Source organism: Gloeocapsopsis sp. IPPAS B-1203 (assembly GCF_002749975.1).
In the GTDB taxonomy this organism is placed as follows: Bacteria; Cyanobacteriota; Cyanobacteriia; order Cyanobacteriales; family Chroococcidiopsidaceae; genus Gloeocapsopsis.
The window spans coordinates 312,322-329,301 of the sequence record NZ_PEIG01000003.1; the positions used below are offsets into that span (position 1 = coordinate 312,322).

The 16,980-nt window shown below is 41.5% G+C and carries 14 protein-coding genes and 5 pseudogenes; 14 read left to right on the plus strand and 5 right to left on the minus strand.

Annotated features, from left to right (window positions below; all coding sequences use genetic code 11):
• Positions 1-48 precede the first annotated feature (48 nt).
• Together CSQ79_RS07385 and CSQ79_RS27500 are read left to right on the plus strand one after the other, a co-directional pair.
• Positions 49-237, plus strand: a complete 189-nt coding sequence (locus tag CSQ79_RS07385; RefSeq protein WP_289500775.1) for a hypothetical protein — start codon at positions 49-51, stop codon at positions 235-237.
• Between the two features lie 284 nt (positions 238-521).
• Positions 522-632 (plus strand): annotated as a pseudogene (locus CSQ79_RS27500) (type II toxin-antitoxin system HigB family toxin); the annotation flags it as partial.
• A gap of 73 nt (positions 633-705) precedes the next feature.
• On the opposite strand, the gene CSQ79_RS07395 reads toward CSQ79_RS27500, so the two are convergent.
• The 3 genes and pseudogenes from CSQ79_RS07395 to CSQ79_RS07405 all read right to left on the minus strand — a co-directional run bounded on the left by CSQ79_RS07395 (position 706) and on the right by CSQ79_RS07405 (position 1,300).
• Positions 706-927, minus strand: a complete 222-nt coding sequence (locus CSQ79_RS07395) for a ribbon-helix-helix protein, CopG family (RefSeq protein ID WP_099700533.1) — start codon at positions 925-927, stop codon at positions 706-708.
• Positions 928-938: 11 nt separating this feature from the next.
• A pseudogene (locus CSQ79_RS07400) lies at positions 939-1,181 on the minus strand (PIN domain-containing protein); the annotation flags it as partial.
• The gene (locus CSQ79_RS07405; RefSeq protein ID WP_289500778.1) at positions 1,163-1,300 is read right to left on the minus strand and encodes a hypothetical protein; all 138 of its coding nucleotides are present in this window, start codon (positions 1,298-1,300) and stop codon (positions 1,163-1,165) included. The gene CSQ79_RS07405 and the pseudogene CSQ79_RS07400, both read right to left, overlap by 19 nt.
• Before the next feature lie 199 nt (positions 1,301-1,499).
• Between CSQ79_RS07405 and CSQ79_RS07410 the strand changes: the two genes are divergently transcribed.
• The 7 genes and pseudogenes from CSQ79_RS07410 to CSQ79_RS07440 all read left to right on the plus strand — a co-directional run bounded on the left by CSQ79_RS07410 (position 1,500) and on the right by CSQ79_RS07440 (position 10,378).
• Positions 1,500-2,465, plus strand: coding sequence for a helix-turn-helix transcriptional regulator (locus tag CSQ79_RS07410; RefSeq protein WP_099700534.1), 966 nt, complete (start codon positions 1,500-1,502; stop codon positions 2,463-2,465).
• A 75-nt stretch (positions 2,466-2,540) separates the two neighbouring features.
• Positions 2,541-3,203: pseudogene (locus tag CSQ79_RS07415) on the plus strand (Uma2 family endonuclease).
• 191 nt (positions 3,204-3,394) lie between these two features.
• Positions 3,395-4,375, plus strand: coding sequence for a helix-turn-helix transcriptional regulator (locus tag CSQ79_RS07420; RefSeq protein ID WP_099700535.1), 981 nt, complete (start codon positions 3,395-3,397; stop codon positions 4,373-4,375).
• A 33-nt stretch (positions 4,376-4,408) separates the two neighbouring features.
• Entirely contained in the window at positions 4,409-5,368 is a 960-nt protein-coding gene (locus CSQ79_RS07425) for a DUF4351 domain-containing protein (protein WP_099700536.1), read from the plus strand.
• A gap of 188 nt (positions 5,369-5,556) precedes the next feature.
• A complete protein-coding gene (locus CSQ79_RS07430) occupies positions 5,557-8,148 on the plus strand; it encodes a TonB-dependent receptor (protein ID WP_099700537.1) in 2,592 nt (863 codons plus the stop codon).
• A gap of 402 nt (positions 8,149-8,550) precedes the next feature.
• Entirely contained in the window at positions 8,551-9,345 is a 795-nt protein-coding gene (locus CSQ79_RS07435; protein WP_289500783.1) for an iron-siderophore ABC transporter substrate-binding protein, read from the plus strand.
• A 34-nt stretch (positions 9,346-9,379) separates the two neighbouring features.
• Positions 9,380-10,378, plus strand: coding sequence for a ferredoxin family protein (locus CSQ79_RS07440; protein ID WP_099700539.1), 999 nt, complete (start codon positions 9,380-9,382; stop codon positions 10,376-10,378).
• On the opposite strand, the gene CSQ79_RS07445 is transcribed toward CSQ79_RS07440, so the two are convergent.
• Positions 10,379-11,185, minus strand: a complete 807-nt coding sequence (locus tag CSQ79_RS07445; RefSeq protein WP_099700540.1) for an Rpn family recombination-promoting nuclease/putative transposase — start codon at positions 11,183-11,185, stop codon at positions 10,379-10,381.
• Between the two features lie 6 nt (positions 11,186-11,191).
• Between CSQ79_RS07445 and CSQ79_RS07450 the strand changes: the two are divergent.
• Together CSQ79_RS07450 and CSQ79_RS07455 are read left to right on the plus strand one after the other, a co-directional pair.
• A pseudogene (locus CSQ79_RS07450) lies at positions 11,192-11,347 on the plus strand (DUF4351 domain-containing protein); the annotation flags it as partial.
• 70 nt (positions 11,348-11,417) lie between these two features.
• Positions 11,418-12,079 (plus strand): annotated as a pseudogene (locus CSQ79_RS07455) (Uma2 family endonuclease).
• A gap of 57 nt (positions 12,080-12,136) precedes the next feature.
• Here the strand turns inward: CSQ79_RS07455 and CSQ79_RS27505 are convergent.
• Positions 12,137-12,265 carry a hypothetical protein gene (locus CSQ79_RS27505; protein WP_289500786.1) on the minus strand — a complete coding sequence of 43 codons (129 nt, stop codon included), beginning with the start codon at positions 12,263-12,265 and terminating at the stop codon, positions 12,137-12,139.
• On the opposite strand from CSQ79_RS27505, the gene CSQ79_RS07460 reads away from it, so the two are divergent.
• The 3 genes from CSQ79_RS07460 to CSQ79_RS07470 all read left to right on the plus strand — a co-directional run bounded on the left by CSQ79_RS07460 (position 12,264) and on the right by CSQ79_RS07470 (position 16,980).
• Positions 12,264-14,861: a TonB-dependent receptor domain-containing protein gene (locus tag CSQ79_RS07460; protein ID WP_099700541.1), complete on the plus strand. Its 2,598-nt coding sequence runs from the start codon at positions 12,264-12,266 to the stop codon at positions 14,859-14,861. The genes CSQ79_RS27505 and CSQ79_RS07460 overlap by 2 nt on opposite strands.
• A gap of 160 nt (positions 14,862-15,021) precedes the next feature.
• Complete coding sequence (locus tag CSQ79_RS07465) at positions 15,022-15,972, plus strand: ferredoxin family protein (protein ID WP_099700542.1); 951 nt, start codon at positions 15,022-15,024, stop codon at positions 15,970-15,972.
• The gene (locus CSQ79_RS07470; protein ID WP_289500787.1) at positions 15,973-16,980 is read left to right on the plus strand and encodes an ABC transporter substrate-binding protein; all 1,008 of its coding nucleotides are present in this window, start codon (positions 15,973-15,975) and stop codon (positions 16,978-16,980) included.

A 16,980-nucleotide genomic window follows, 5' to 3' on the forward strand; every position in this document is an offset into this window, starting at 1 on the left:
ACAATCTCGCTCGAAGTTCTGCCACAACTTGATGCCGATATGATCATCGTGACAACGTTTGACGAAATGTCGCAAGTAGAAAAGATTTGGCAACAAAATTTGATTTTGCGATCGCTCAAAGCAAGTCAAAATAATCAAGTATATTTTGTTGATTATCAATTGTGGGGGCGCATTCGCGGACCAATCGCTGCTGAATTGATGATCGAGCAGATTCAAACTTTACTACAAAGACCTTGAAAATTGTGTTGTATTTTAGTCTACGATTTAAGTATTGCTACTATTTCAAAGCACGAAGCTTTAACTTTTCTCGCAGCGATCGCCTGTGTCATAAATTTCCCTAAGTTGCTTTCCGGTGTCAAACTGTTGTTAATTAAATTACTTATTTCTCTCCATTCTTCATGCACGTTATTAGCAATAAAAAACTACGGGAATTTTTTGATATTCATCCAGATGCTGAGATTCCCCTTGATGACTGGTACAGAATTGCTAATGTAGCACAGTGAAAATATCTAGTTGAAGTCCGGCAATTTTTGCCAAATGCAGACTCAGTAGAAAATTTTACATTTTTTAACATTAAAGGTAATGACTATCGACTCATTGTCAGTATTGATTATCAAAGACAAATAAATTAGTCAAATACAGCGGATTGCAAGTTTATGAGGTACGGTAACAGCAGTTTTTAAAAGTGAGATTCTGTTCAAATCATCAATTAGATAACTGAGAATCGAGTCGGTCGAGTAGTGCAAGTCCTGCTGATATACTTCCCTTGGTTGCCATAGCTCGAAATCTCGTCTCGGCATCAAATTCAGCTAGCGCGATTGTCGAGAGTTCTTCAATCAGCTTGTTAACACTCATATTTCTTCTTTTTGCCAATTCTTTCAATCGCTCGTGTTTGTCGTCGGGTAAGCGAATTGTTAAAGTAGCCATGTGCTGTCTCCTTAATTAAAGTTAATCATCTCGTCTGGTTTGAGAATCAACAATTCGGGAAAAGAAAGTTCTGCTTGCTTAAAGTCCTTAGTATTATGAGTAACAATAATCCTGGCATTGCCAGCGATGGCTAGCTCAATCAAGTGATTATCTGCTTCATCAATCAAATTTGGTCGCCACAAGTAGTAAATACGCATCCACTCACAGACACTCATAAATGAAGCCAAAAGCGTTTCTATCTCCTCAATTGATAGCGAATGAGTAAGTCAATTTGTTCTCGATGGCGATCGCTTTCCAAGGGTAGTTCATTACTCCACCAATTCTCGTCGGGGAAAATTATGACTTCTGTGGCGATCTGAGCCGGAGTAACCACCTTTTTTGACGCTATTTTTTAATCCTATCTCAAATTTTCTGATGAGTAGTGGGGAATAGAGAGTCGTGTTGTTAGCTCAAGTGATAGCTGATGTTAATAGCGTACCTCTATGTCTGAAAATCAAAACAGTGTTGTTATGGAAGATAATTAATGAGAATATATTTTATTAAGTGCAGCAACACTTCAGGGCGATCAAGTCATGCCTCTCATTCTCTCAGATCGAGATTTAAAAACTTCTTATCCAACCAGCTATGAGCTGAGTGTGAAGTGTTCTCAGTATATTAGTTCGGCTTATAAACGATCAATAAATCTTGGTCACGGGTTGCATTTACTCGTGCGCAACTATCAACTTGAAGAACCTTTACTCGAAGAGATTGCCTACGCCTACTCAGCAGTTGAACTTGAATTTGGATTCAATTTGGTTGGTAAGCCGCATCAGCAAACGAGTCGTTTCAGCTATCCAGGTAGTTTTTTACAGTTTGAGCAAACCAATTCTCGGACAGTTATGGGAGAATGGCTACCAGGACAAATTCTCAAGATAGACCTACATCTAACTGCGCCGAAAGATAGTCAAACACTCAGTTCAATGCAGATGGAATTGCTTCCACTAGAGTTGAGACAGCAACTCGAAAATCCAGACGATGGATTTTATACCGATTTGGGTATCGTCACTCCGGAAGTTCACCTGGTATTACAGCAAATTCTCAATTGTCCGTATCACGGAGAAATTGAGCAAATTTATTTACAAGCCAAAGCATTAGAACTGATTGCTATACAGTCAGCCCATGTATTGAAGCATAGCGATCGCAACCAAGCTGTTAAGTTAAAATCTTCTGATGTTGATCGCCTTTACCATGCTAGAGATGTATTGCTAAATAATGTTGAGAATCCACCTTCATTGATTGATTTAGCGCGATTGGTTGGAATGAACGATTGTACATTCAAACGCGGATTTCGGCAGGTATTTGGCACAACTGCATTTGGTTATCTCCGAAAACACCGGATGATTCAAGCACGGCAATTTTTATTAGAAAATAAAATGAGTATTGCCGAAGTAGCGTGTGCAGTTGGTTATTCGCATCCTGGCTATTTTGCTGCTGCATTTCGTCGTGAGTTCGGAATCAATCCTAGTTCCTTGCGGCGTGATGTTCCGGCTTGTGACTAGAAATGTTCCTTGCTTAGAAGATGCGATCGCGCTCCATTGCAGATAATGATATTAGAAGTCGTCAAGACAGATTCAATGACTAGTGTTGTCCTCAATCTAGAACCAATTGCACATTTAAGTGATGAGCAATTTTATCAACTGTGTGTTGCCAATCAGGATTTAAGCTTGGAAATGAGTGCCGCAGGAGAATTAATTATTGCGCCGCCAGTTGGAGGAGAAAGTGGAAATCGAGAAGCCGACTTGATTACAGATTTGAATAATTGGAATCGTCAAACAAAATTAGGCAAAGTTTTTAGTTCATCAACGATTTTCATTCTGCCCAACGGTGCTAAAACGTTCTCCTGATGCAGCTTGGGTAAAATTAGAACGATGGGAAGCTTCAACCCTTGAACAACGCAAAAAATGTCCGCCACTTGTCCCCGATTTTGCAATCGAACTGCGAAAAGTGCGTTGCGGAGGACACTGCGGTGGGCGGCTTCACCGACAGACGCGCAAGTGTCCGTAGGGGTTCCCCCCGTTGTAGCACCTTTTCAAGAGAGCGTTCCGAGACAGATCGACTGCAACCGATTCAAGCGAAAATGCAAGAGTACATTGAAAATGGTCTGCGTTTAGGCTGGCTAATTAATCCTCAAGCTCAGCAAGTAGAAATCTTATCGTTCCCAAGCTGTGGAAGTCGTTCAAATACCTACAATTCTTTCGGGAGACGATGTCTTACCTGGTTTTGATTTGCCAGTGTAGCTAGGCGATCGCTTTTGCCACTACAGTTAGTGCAATGCTTGAGTTAGGTTTAGCGATCGCCTACATCTTACGAAAGAACTTGGGTTATCAATAACCTTTGCTACGCGCCTGCTGACCTTCATTTTGAGAAAGATTCTTTAATAGCTGCTAACTTAGTTAGAAAGATTCCCTTTAAGTGCGTGCAACTAAAGATGACTGGTGTCTTATCAACCAAAGATATGGATGAATTGTTTGAAGAGACAGCTATCGAAAGTAATCAGCCTCATCCATCTGAAAATGATATCATTTTGAACTATTCTAAATCCATTGGTAAAGGATACTGGCAGCGAACTTTTCTACCGGATGGCATTTCTATAGATATTGAAAATAATGAATTCCTAAACCATATTATCTTGGAGTCACCAGACGGCGAGGGATGGCCGGAAATAGGGTTTCGTTTATCGGGAAACCGTAAATTATATACAGGTGAGGTGATGCAAGGTGGTCAAAACTTCTTGTGCTTGTCGGATGTCGGACGCGGAGGTAGAACAGAGTGGGCTGGTAATCAACGCCACCTGAAAGTTGACATCAACCTCACGCCTGAAATGTGGGCAATGATGATTAGTCAACACTCACAATACTTATCTTTGCATCAGCAACTTCCTCTTTTTGGGGCTAAAAATGCACCGTACTACGAATTGCGAACCACTACACCTGTAATGCAGTCGGTGTTATACCAAATTCTGAATTGTCCTTACCGAGATTTTATCCGAGAGATTTATTTGCAAAGTAAGACACTGGAAATAGTGGCACTGTGGCTAGCGCAAGAACTCAATTATCGTCAGGTAAAGCTGTCTACGGTCAAACTTTCCCCAGATGATGTAGAACGCATCTATTATGCCAGAGATATTCTCATTACCAACTTGCTTCATCCGCCAACATTGCTAGAACTAGCACGTCAAGTTGCTGTTAATGAACGGAAACTGAAGCAAGGTTTTCGTCAGATATTTGGAACTACAGTTTTTGGCTACCTGCATAATTATCGCATGGAACAAGCTAAACAAATGTTGGCAGAACAAAAATTGACTGTTGCCCAAGTTGCCCATGCTGTGGGCTATTCTCACTTGAGTCACTTTGCTGCTGCCTTTAGAAAAAAATTTGGGGTAAATCCCAGTGCTTACCGATCAAAATAGTCCTTCTTAGGTATACCATCTACCCATTAATTCATGAGTGAGGAACTGTCAAGAGCAGATAACGATAGTCCGTGGAAAGAAATTCTAGAAGCCTACTTTCCCCAAGCGATGCAATTTTTCTTTCCTCAAACCGCCGCCTTAATTAATTGGCAACGTCCCCACGCATTTCTGGACAAGGAATTTCAACAAATCGCTCGCGATGCTGAACTTGGGAGACGATATGCCGATAAATTAGTCAAAGTTTGGCACATTCAAGGACAAGAACTTTGGCTCTTAATTCATGTGGAAATTCAAGCCAAAGCCGAAGACACATTTGCACAAAGAATGTTTTCTTACAACTTGCGAATTTTTGATAGATTTGCTCAAGGAGCCATTAGTTTAGCAATTTTGTGTGATGCTGATTCGACATGGCGACCAAATCAATACAACTATAGTTACCCTGATACTAGACTTAACTTTGAATTTGGCATCGTCAAGCTGTTAGATTATCAAAATCGGTGGACAGAATTAGAAGCCAGCAATAATCCTTTTGCAACTGTAGTCATGGCGCATTTGAAGATGCAGCAAACAAGTAAAAGGCTCAAAGACCGGAAAACTTGGAAATTTAGCTTGATTCGCCGTTTATATGAACTAGGATTGCCAGAAACAGATATACGTAACCTGTATCGATTTATCGATTGGGTTATGATTTTACCAAAAGGCTTGGAAGCAGAGTTTTGGCAAGAGTTTAAGCAGTTTGAGCAGGAGCGGACTATGAGCTACATTACCACAGGCGAGCGCATTGGTTACGAGCGGGGAAAGGAAGAAGGAAAACAGGAAGGTGAGCAAACTTTGGTGCTACGGCAACTACAAAGACGGGTGGGAGAATTACCACAAGAGGTTAGGGGGCAGATTCAAACTCTTTCTGTAGAGCAATTAGAAGCCTTGGGTGAAGCTTTATTAGATTTTACCGCTATTGAAGATTTACTGAACTGGTTGGGGAACATCCCTTAGCTTAGCCAATTTTGTGATTTAGCAGGAGTGGACTATGAGTTTACTATATAAAAAATAGTCCTTCTAGGGATAAACAAAGTCCGTAAAGGGATAGACTCAGTACCTACAAAACCATAAAGATATTTGCAAGATAGTTGAAAACTATTCTTAACTAGCAGGTGAAAACTTTATTTGTCATTTGCTTGCTGATGTCATGTAACTGTGGTTTGAGTGTGAGTACTGTGAATCGACTTTATGCCATTTGCTTAACAGGTATTGTATCTGCGTTGATTGTGCAATCTGCGTCTGCTGAGGTGGTTCAGCCGAAATCAAGCGTTTCGCAAAATATTACGCGCAGAGAATTACGTGAACGTCTTGTGAATCAAGCTGAATTGCTTTCTCAAGTACCTAATTCTCCGACACTGGTGGAAGTGACAGGAGTGGAAGCTACTCCTACAGATAAAGGTGTGGAGGTAATTTTACAAACAACTCAAGGACAACAGTTACAAATCACCAATCGTAGTGCCGATAATAACTTTATCGCTGATATTCCCAATGCTCAACTGCGTTTACCTAGTGGCGATGGGTTCATATTCCGTTCCGAAAACCCAATTGAGGGAATTACTGAAATAACGGTAACAAACTTGGATGAAAGTACTATCCGAGTGACAGTGATAGGTGAGGCGGGATTACCTACTGTGACGTTATTTGACAGTGATGAAGGTCTGATTTTTGGCTTCACACCAGTTGTATCTTCTGCCCAGACTCCACAATTACCCGCAGAACCGGAAGGTGAAACTCAAACAGAACAACCATCAACTCCAGACCAGCCGATTGAATTGGTGGTAACTGGTCAGCAAGATGGATACAGTGTACCCAATGCCACAACTGCTACCAGGATGGATACACCCCTGCGTGATATTCCCCAATCAATTCAAGTGGTTCCCCAACAGGTGTTAGAAGACCAACAGGTGATTCGCGCCTCCGAAGCATTGCGTAACGTCAGTGGTGTGCAGAGGGGAAATACATTAGGTGGTATCATTGAGGTATTTAGCATTCGCGGTTTTCAACAATTCGGTGGGACTCTCCGCAATGGCTTTAGAAACCGTTTTTCTGTTGCAGAAACGGCAAATTTGGAACGGATAGAAGTTCTCAAGGGACCGGCTTCTGTACTCTACGGAAATTTAGATCCTGGTGGTGTGATTAACTACGTTACAAAGCAACCGCTTTCAGAGCATTTTTATGCTGCGGGATTGCAAGTTGGAAGTTTTGGTTTAGTGCGACCAACCCTTGATTTCTCAGGTCCCTTAAATCCAGAGCGAACGTTGCTCTATCGGTTGAATACAGCTTATGAGAGAGGCGGAAATTTTCGGAACTTTGATACGGAAGTTGAACGATTTTTTATCTCGCCTGTAGTTACCTGGAAAATTAGCGATCGCACTGACTTAATTCTTGAATTAGAATACGTAAATGGTCAGCGTCCTTTTGATCGGGGACTAGTCGCTCTTGGGACGGGAATTGCTGATATTCCCTTTGATAGGATTTTGGGCGAACCCGATGATTTCATGGAAGCTACAAGTTTTTCAACGGGATACCGATTAGAACATCGTTTCAATGACGACTGGACAATTCGCAATCAGTTTCGATACTCTTTCTCTAATAATATAAATAGTCGGATTGAGCCGGGCAGACTGAATGAAGCCACTGGAGAACTAAATCGAGAGTTTGCTGAGGCAGAAACCACAGAACGAAATTATGAATTGCAAACCAATTTAGTGGGAAATTTTGCCACAGGATCAATCCAGCACACTCTGCTATTTGGCGTTGATTTATCTTGGGTAAATGAAGGAGGAGAATCTCGTTTTGAACCCGCTCCTAGCATTAATATCTTTAATCCTGTTCATGGAATCGCTCCCCGACCTGGTAGAGATGAATTTTCAGATGTATTTCCTTTGGAGTCTCAAACAAATACTCTTGGCTTTTTTCTGCAAGATCAAATTACCCTAGCTGAAAACTTAAAACTGTTGATAGGTGGACGCTTTGACAATATCGATCAAAGCTCTCCTTCTGATGAACGGCAAGATCAAGCCTTTAGTCCGCGAGTGGGTATCGTCTATCAACCGATTGAGCCAATTTCTCTATATACCAGTTTCAGTAGATCATTTCAACCTAACTTTGGAAATCGTGCAGATGGTTCGCTCCTTGAACCAGTGCGCGGTACGCAGTATGAAGTGGGAGTTAGAGGTGAGTTTCTTAACGGTAGCTTGATTACAAACTTGGCTGCTTATGAAATTACCAGGAGTAATCTTGCAGTCACTGATCCTGATAATCCAAATTTCTCCATTCCATCAGGAGAGCAAAGAAGCCGGGGTGTGGAGTTAGATGTTACAGGACAAATTCTTCCAGGATGGAATATTATTGCGTCCTACGCTTACACCGATGCCAGAGTTACCAAAGATGACAATCTACAGCCAGGTAATTTACTTGATGGTGTGCCGTTTAATTCAGCCAGTTTGTGGTCAACTTATGAGATTCAAACAGGTAATTTCCAAGGCTTAGGATTTGGTTTGGGTCTATTCTATGTTGGTGAACGCCAAGGTGATTTGAATAACTCTTTTCAAGTGCCTAGCTATGTACGTACTGATGCCAGTATATTTTATCGACGAAATAACTGGCGGGCTGGCATTAATATTAATAACCTTTTCAATGTTGATTATATCGAAGGTACTGGTCAGCGTCGGAATCGCATTGATCCTGGTGCGCCGTTCACGGTGAGAGGAACACTGTCAGTGGAGTTTTAGATTGACCTCACCCCGATCAAGCTATGCTTTACAGCAACCGCCAAGGCGTTTAGTACATGAGAAAATCCCAAAACGATTCAATTTTAACTTTTAACTTTCCCTCTCCTTACTAAGGAGAGGGGTTAGGGGTGAGGTTTTTATATGTATCTCATGCACCTAGTAAACGCTACACTTTCTCAATACTCCAAAAATCAATTTATATCAGTTAAATAAATGAAGTATTGGTTCAGACATCTTAAACTATTGCTAATTTCAATATGTTCACTAATTTTAGTAGTCGCCTGCAATAGTAGTACACCTCAACTAAATACCAATCAAACACTCACAAGCAGACCTTCAGATTGTCGGGTAATTAATCATGACGGGGGAGAAACAGAAATTTGCGGACAACCCGAAAAAATTGTGGCATTTGGTCCACCCATATTAGATATTTTGTTATCTTTAGGAGTGCAAGCCGCAGGTTATTCGGAAGTGGATTTACTCAACAAAAAAGTATTTGATAATCCTAGTGAGCAGATTCCTTATCTAGGGCATTTAGTAACAAATCGACCTGTAAATTTAGGCGATCGCAATAATCCCTCGCTAGAAACATTTGTGCAACTTCAACCTGATTTAATTATAGGTGAAGCGTATCATATCAAGGAAAAATACAAATTATTCTCCAGCATTGCACCAACAGCATTTTTTGTAAATGAAGGAGAATCAGATTGGAAAACCACTATTAAGGCAATTGCACCAGCACTAAACCAAGAAGAACAAGCACAACAAGTAATTGCATCCCATAATCAACTTATAGAAACTGCTAAACAACAATTAGCACCAGTGATATCAGGACAAACTATTATTGTTCTAGGCTGGTCAAGTGTTACCAAGCAATCATTTATTTTTCCGGACACTTTTATTACCAGGTTGTTAGAAGATTTAGGCTTTAAAACTATTTTAGGAGCAGCCAACAGACCTAGAACATCAATTGAAGCTATAGCAAACCTGAAAACCGATCACATTTTACTTTTGCCGGCTGGTGATAACACCATTGATAATGCGAAACAGGAGTGGCAAAACAATCCTATTCTGAGTTTAATTCCCGCTGTTCAAGCTGGAAACATTCATTTTATGGATTATCAACTCAGTCGTATTCGCGGACCAATTTCAGCTGAAATATTTATCAATCAAATTCTTCAACTGTTGCAAACTTAAAATATACCTACTGTTTTCTGTATTAGAAGTAATCATGAATATCTCAACCCAAAAGACTCACAACAATTGCCGTTTTTGTTCCGAGATTTCTCAAGCTAACGGTGAAGATCCCATTGGTTCAGCGAACAACGCCGAACAATACTTCATTATTGAAGCGGCACAACCTTGGTCAGATAACATTTGGATGGAACCTAACTCCATACCACAGGGTGTATTAGACCCATTAAAATTTATTTGGGAAAATGGTGGGGCAATTCGACCACTAGCGATCGCACCAGATAAAGAATACTCCCATCCAGATTATACTCGTGTATTCTACTATCGCCGACCAGCTAAATTTTTTGCTCAATTTGAGAAACATGAATTTATCGTACCTCATGCTTTACTGGGTTCTTTGGCATTAGCTTTACTCAAAAATCCCGAAGAATTACCAAACTTTGAGCAATATCGTCAACAAACAAACCACATTCGAGAAATACTTGTTTGCAACCACGGGAATGTGGATGTGGCTTGTAGTAGATTTGGTTATCCAATTTATCAAAAATTGCGTTCTGAATACGCTACTGCAAATAATAATTTGCGTTTTTGGCGATGTAGTCATTTTGGTGGACACGAGTTTGCACCTACTTTAGTTGATTTACCCCAAGGACAATATTGGGGTCATTTAAAGCCAGAAATTTTAGATTTATTAATCCTACGTAATGGTTCAGTCAAAGAACTGTATTCCTACTATCGAGGTAGGGCTAGTTTATCCTTTTTTGAACAAATTGCCGAACGAGAAATTTGGATGCAGGAAGGTTGGAAATGGCTGGAATATCACAAAGCAGGTCAAGTTTTAGCAAGTGATGAAATTAATCAGGAATGGGCTGATGTTCGCATTGATTACACCACAGCCGATGGAAATATCAGCAGTGCATATCAAGCCAGGGTGGAGGTGAAAGGCTCAGTTATGACAGCCTGGAAATCAGGAGCAAACCCAACTTTAGAGGAAGTCAAGCAGTATCACGTCACTAGTCTAGTGAAATTGACATGATCAAAATTGGACACGCGCAGCTTTTCTAACTTCTGCAACATCTAATTCTAGTGCTTGTGCTACCTGTTCTAAAGTCAACCCCAACTTCAATAACCGAGGTACTGCTTCAAGTTTACCTTCGAGTTTACCCTCAACACGCCCCTTACGCTCTCCATCTTCCAAGCCTTCTTGGTAAACCCTGGTTTGTTTCAAATCGCCTAATCCTAACATTGCTTGAATCTCCGCTTGACTTTTGTGAGGAAACTTATAAACAATGATTGTCTCTATTAATTCTACTAATTTTCTCCTGACCTGTTCATCAGGAACTTGTTTACTTCTATCAATTAAACTCCGCGCTTTTGCACTGGCTTGTTCTGGTGGTTCCACTACTAATGTGAGAGTTCCTAAACCAATTGATTGATTAGCAAAATTCCTCAACTCATCTAGGTAAATGACTTGCACTCGTTGACTTTCAAAAAACTCCCAATAGCGTATCGGGATACCAGGATCGAGGCGGCGACTCATCCAAATCACAGTTCCTCGCCAATCGTTGCGTATTTCTGTCTTATCCAGATACATAAAAATTTCCGTGAGGAGGCGGGAATAAAGTCCGGTATCTGGTTGAAACTGAAATTCAGTGAAATGAATGGGACGTTCTAAATCTGGTTGTTTGGGTAAAAATGCCCCGTCAATCCGAAAATTTGTTTGCTTGACTTCTACTGACAAAAATTCATAGGCTTGTGCTTCCAATGGCGATTGACCGAGTAATTCAAAGAAAACGCCAGGAAATGTTTTGAACAGTCGATAGAGAATTGAATCAGTTTTCACACACTAATACTCAAAAAACGGGTAGGAGAGTTACCACAAGAGCCTCAGGGGCGAATTCAAACTCTTTCTCTAAAACAGTTAGAGGCACTAGGTGAAGCTTTATTAGATTTTACAGCCATTGAGAATTTACTGAATTGGTTGGAAGTAAATCAAACAGTGTAGCAAGTTCCTTACAAGGGCGATCGCACTAAACTTAGAACTAAAGCTAACTAAAAACTAACAGACAGATTCAATGAATAATGTTGTTCTCAATCTAGAACCAATGGCACATTTAAGTGATGAGCAATTTTATCAACTGTGTGTTGCCAATCAGGATTTAAGCTTGGAAATGAGTGCCGCAGGAGAATTAATTATTGTGCCACCTGTGGGAGGTGAAAGTGGAAATCGAGAAGCCGACTTGATTACAGATTTGAATAATTGGAATCGTCAAACAAAACTAGGCAAAGTTTTTAGTTCATCAACGATTTTCATTCTGCCCAACGGTGCTAAAACGTTCTCCTGATGCAGCTTGGGTAAAATTAGAACGATGGGAAGCTTCAACCCTTGAACAACGCAAAAAATGTCCGCCACTTGTCCCCGATTTTGCAATCGAACTGCGAAAAGTGCGTTGCGGAGGACACTGCGGTGGGCGGCTTCACCGACAGACGCGCAAGTGTCCGTAGGGGTTCCCCCCGTTGTAGCACCTTTTCAAGAGAGCGTTCCGAGACAGATCGGCTGCAACCGATTCAAGCGAAAATGCAGGAATACATTGAAAATGGTCTGCGTTTAGGCTGGCTAATTAATCCTCAAGCTCAGCAAGTAGAAATCTATCGTTCCCAAGCTGTAGAAGTCGTTCAAATGCCAACGATTCTTTCTGGTGAAGATATCTTACCTGGTTTTGAGTTGCCAGTGTAGCTAGTTGGGGGTATGGGAGCAAGAGAGAGTAAATAGTAAAATTGTTCCGGCTTGTGACTAAAAAATTCCGTCGCGTAGCAGACGCGATCGCCCAAATAACTTTATAGTTTGCTTTAGCTTTCTTGCAAAGAGTTTGCAACGAGCATCACAGGGTAAGTGATATTGAGCGTGGGCATTGAGTGACATGAGGCAACGATTGATTGGGTTGATGCTATTAGGGACAGTGTGGGCGATCGCGATTCCATCTGTAACAGCACAAGAGGAAATACCGAGTAAAACGCTTGCAGAATGGATTGCGACAACAAGGAAATCACAAAATTCTGACATCGCGCAAAATGTTGCTGTACAAGTCACTGGCGTAAGTGTCTTTGATACAGACACAGGGCTAGAAATTGTTTTAGAAACCACAGGGGAATTGTCGCAACCTATAACGTCTGTTGTTGGTAATACTTTAATTGCAGATATTCCAAATGCAGTTCTGAATCTACCAGAACCACAAGAACCTCAATTTGTCAATCCATCAGCAGAAATTGCATCGCTATCGGTAACAAATTTGCCGAATAATCAAATTCGAGTTGCCATTGAAGGAGTCAATGCACCACCGACGGCACAAGTCAGTGCATCTGCTCAAGAATTGATATTAACTGTGACTTCCAGTGCCGCAGCAGATGTCACTGAAGATGATGAAGCAATTCAGATTGTCGTCACAGCAACACGCACAGAAGAAGCCGTAGAGGATGTACCGCGTTCGGTTACAGTGGTAGAGCGCGAACAAATCGAGCAACAAGTCACTGTTTCGCAGTCAAGAAACCTGCAAGATATTCTGGGTAATCTCGTTCCTGGGTTAGCACCGACAACGCAAAGTAACAACAATACAAATCAAACCCTTCGAGGCAGACAAGTTCAGGTTCTCATTGATGGCGTACCGCTGCGTTCAAACTTAACAAACCAACCGCGAGATTTTAGAAGTATCGATCCCGATTCGATTGAACGTGTTGAAATTGTACGCGGACCAAGTGCAACTTATGGTGATGGTGGTACTGGAGGTGTAATTAATATTATTACCCGCCGACCTCCAGAAGGAGAAATCTTAAGCACTGTCGAAGTTGGTGTCAATGCTGCTGCGGGTGGAGGCGATTCATTTTTACTAGGTGACAGTTTTGGTAACTTCTTTAAATACGGGCTTGCGGGTAATGAAGGCATTGTCGATTTTGTATTTGACTTCTCGCGTTCGTACACTGGTGGATTTTTTGATGCACGAGGCGATCGCATTCCGCAATTTGCCCAAGATTCGGATGCAGAAACGTTAAGTGTACTGGGTAAAATCGGCTTGAATTTCACCGAAGATCAACGCTTGCAGTTTAGTGCTAGCTACTTTGAAGCTAACGAAAACTTTCGCATTATTAGCGATCCTATTATCGAAGATATTCCAGGAATTCAGTATGCCCGCGCGCTGGAAGTTCCAGGAATTGAAGTTATTGGCGGTAATGAAGCAGGGAATCACACGAGTGTTTTTAACGTCAGCTATACGCACGCAAATCTTTTAGGTAGTCGCGTCCAAGCACAAGCATTTTACCGCAATGGTCCTGCATCATTTACACCTGAAGACTTTAGACCGTTTGATTTTGTCGATCCTGGAATTTTTCAAAGTACGATTGAACGCGAGTTATTTGGCGGTAGACTCCAGGTAGAAACACCTTTTTCCTCAACATTGAGCGTGTTATGGGGTGCAGATTACCTCGATGAAGATATCTCGCAGGTAATTACGTTCTTCGATCCTGAAGTGTATGATGCGACAAACCGTCGAGTCTTTCAAGCAATTGGTACGCGAAGCTATATGCCACCGCATAATTTTACCAACCTTGGCTTATTTGCTCAAGCACAGTGGAATTTGACTGACGCTTTGCGTCTTAGTGGTGGAATACGTTACGAACGCTTTGCCTTAAGTGTGGATGATTACACAACGGTTGGGTTTGGGTTGACTCCAGATCGGGCGATCGCTGGTGGAGATGTTAGCTTTGATGACGTTTTGTTTAACATTGGCGCAACGTATAATTTAACTGAAAATCTCAGCGTGTTTGCCAGCTTTGCACAAGGCTTTTCCGCGCCAACTTTTGGCACAATTTTGCGCGATCCACCCGAAGATTTCACCTCAGTTACGGATGATTTTGATGTCATTAGTCCGCAACTGGTAAATAGTTATGAAATTGGAGTGCGGGGAAATTGGGCGAATATCCAAGCTTCACTTGCGGGTTTCTACAACGAGTCAGAACTCGGGATCGGATTTGAAGAATCTCCCTTAGGTACTCGCATTGCGCGTCAACCGCAACGGTTTATCGGGTTAGAAGGAACTGTAGATTGGCAACCTATCAATAATTTGGCGTTAGGTGGAAGTGTAACGTTACTTCGAGGTGAATTTGAAAATGAAGATGGCGATTACTTAGCGATTGATGGATTTACGGTTTTTCCACCGAAGTTAACGGCTTACGTACAACACGAAACTGATTTTGGCTGGCGGAATCGTTTGCAATTACTTTATGTTGGCGATCGCAGTGCGGCTTTTGATGATGGTGTCGATCCGGTTCCCGTGACAGGTTACACAACACTTGACTTGATTAGCAGTATCCCACTACTTGGAGGTAGACTATCATTTAGCGTTGAAAATCTCCTCAATCGACAATACGCACCTTTCTTGAATCAGGTTGATGGTGGATATTTTGAACCTGGAAACGTTGCTGCACGAGGTCGTACGATTAGTGTTAACTATTCGATTGATTGGTGACATTTGGGTAATGGGTAATGGGTAATAGGTAATGGGTAATGGGTAATAGGTAATGGGTAATGGGTAATGGGTAATAGGTAATGGGTAATTCTAGATGAATATTACTTCCAATTACTAGTTACCAACTTTTCAGTTACGTTTGTTTTCGCAATACTTGTTTATGATTCGTTCCTTTTGTGCTGATGCGTCGCGTCATGCGGGAGAAGATCCTATTGGTTGGGCGAGTTTTGATGAAACCTTGATCCTAATTGAGTGTCCGCCGCCTTGGAGTGCGAATAAGTTTGAGTCTAAAGCCGCGCCAGCAAGTCTAATTTCTTTGGTAGATCAATTTGATGAAGTTGAAGCATCGCTGAGGGTGTTATTGATTTACGGTGAAGCGCTGCAACAGCATACGCGCTTAATTATCTTTCGCCAAAAATCAGAACTGTCAAATGGTTATTGCAAACAAGAAGCGCAATTTTCAGATATTGATGCTGCGGTACAGAATTTACCCAACTATTTAGCCGATTCTACGCTGGGTGCTGATGCGACACCAACGCGAGATATTTTAGTTTGCACGCATGGTAGTCACGATCGCTGCTGTGGAAAGTATGGCTATCCGTTTTATCGGCAAGCTGCGGCAATTGTACACGATTTGGGTTTAGCAAATGTCCGCGTTTGGCAATCAAGTCACTTTGGCGGACATCGATTCGCGCCTACAATCCTTGATTTTCCCGATGGGCGGTGTTACGGAAGACTCACACCAGAAACTTTTATCTCAATTCTGACTCGTCAGGGTGATATTCAAGCGTTGAAAAATGTCTATCGCGGTTGGGGAATTCTTGCGGGTTCTGAGTACCCCATCGCCGCCCAAGTTATGGAACGCGAATTGATGTTACAACACGGTTGGGACTGGTTTAATTACAAAGTTGCTTATCGTATTGTGGAAGAAAGTGCCGATCGCGTTTTTAGTCGTGTTGAATTGACTGTAGCTCAGCCGAATGGTTCATTGCATTGCTATCAAGCTGATGTTGTTGAAGATGAAAGTCGCGTACTTCACATAATTGGTGATTGTCATGGTGAAGTTGAAAAGTTACCGCATCGCGTTGTCAAAAATTTAGTAGAGGTTTGAGTGTTGGGAGCGATCGCACATCATCGCAGACTGAAAATCATTGTATTAAGTGTTCTGACTTGCTTGTTAGTAACCGCTTGCGGAACGATTCGACACATCAATTCTCCTAATGTCTCTGTTGCATCAAACTGCCAAATTGTCAAGCATGATGTTGGTGAAACTCAAATTTGCGGTCAACCGGAAACGATTGCGGCGCTGAGTCCGCCACTCCTCGATATTTTATTGTCATTGGGAATACAACCTGCTGCGTATGCGGAAGTCAATCCCTTAAGTGATCGCGTCTTTAGTCGCCCCAGCGAACAAATTCCGTATTTAGGTAAGCGTGTCACAAGTCAACCTGTTAATTTAGGCGATCGCCAAAATCCCTCAATCGAAACACTGCTGCAATTAAAACCTAACTTGATTTTGGGTGAAAATTACCTTGAAATTAATTACAAATTATATTCTAAAATCGCTCCAACACTACTATATGAAGTACAAGGAGATCGCTGGCAACAAGTTATTTTGCAAATTGGTCAAGCTTTAGGACGCGAGGCGCAAGCACAGCAAACTCTGATCAATCATAACCAGCGACTTGCTCAAATCAAAGCACAATTAGCACCTGTCATTGCACAACAGAAAATTCTTGTTTTAGGCTTTGCTAACGAAATTTCGAGTTCGTTCTTATTTGATCGCAATGATTTTGTCTGTGGCTTACTCGCAGATTTAGGTTTTCAAGTTGTCAATCCTGAAGAAGAACGCAGTAGCGGTATCTTTTCAGTGGAAGTATTACCGCAAATTGATACCGATGTAATTTTAGTGTTGCCTTCAGGAGAAAATACAGTAGAAAATGCTAAACGCCAGTGGAGTCAAAATTCAATTTTGCGATCGCTGCCCGCAGTTCAAAATCAAAAAGTTTATTTCATCGACTATCAACTTACCCGTATTCGCGGACCAATTGCTGCTGAAGTCTTGATTAATCGAATACAAGAACTATTACAAGCAGATAAAATAAAAACAAATCCATAA

Excerpts from the sequence above, each read along its gene's own strand:
- CSQ79_RS07395 (WP_099700533.1), bottom strand. The coding sequence starts at position 927 with ATGGCTACTTTAACAATTCGCTTACCCGACGACAAACACGAGCGATTG.
- CSQ79_RS07410 (WP_099700534.1), top strand. The coding sequence starts at position 1,500 with ATGCCTCTCATTCTCTCAGATCGAGATTTAAAAACTTCTTATCCAACC.
- CSQ79_RS07420 (WP_099700535.1), top strand. The coding sequence starts at position 3,395 with ATGACTGGTGTCTTATCAACCAAAGATATGGATGAATTGTTTGAAGAG.
- CSQ79_RS07425 (WP_099700536.1), top strand. The coding sequence starts at position 4,409 with ATGAGTGAGGAACTGTCAAGAGCAGATAACGATAGTCCGTGGAAAGAA.
- CSQ79_RS07430 (WP_099700537.1), top strand. The coding sequence starts at position 5,557 with ATGTCATGTAACTGTGGTTTGAGTGTGAGTACTGTGAATCGACTTTAT.
- CSQ79_RS07440 (WP_099700539.1), top strand. The coding sequence starts at position 9,380 with ATGAATATCTCAACCCAAAAGACTCACAACAATTGCCGTTTTTGTTCC.
- CSQ79_RS07460 (WP_099700541.1), top strand. The coding sequence starts at position 12,264 with ATGAGGCAACGATTGATTGGGTTGATGCTATTAGGGACAGTGTGGGCG.
- CSQ79_RS27505 (WP_289500786.1), bottom strand. The coding sequence starts at position 12,265 with ATGTCACTCAATGCCCACGCTCAATATCACTTACCCTGTGATGCTCGT.
- CSQ79_RS07465 (WP_099700542.1), top strand. The coding sequence starts at position 15,022 with ATGATTCGTTCCTTTTGTGCTGATGCGTCGCGTCATGCGGGAGAAGAT.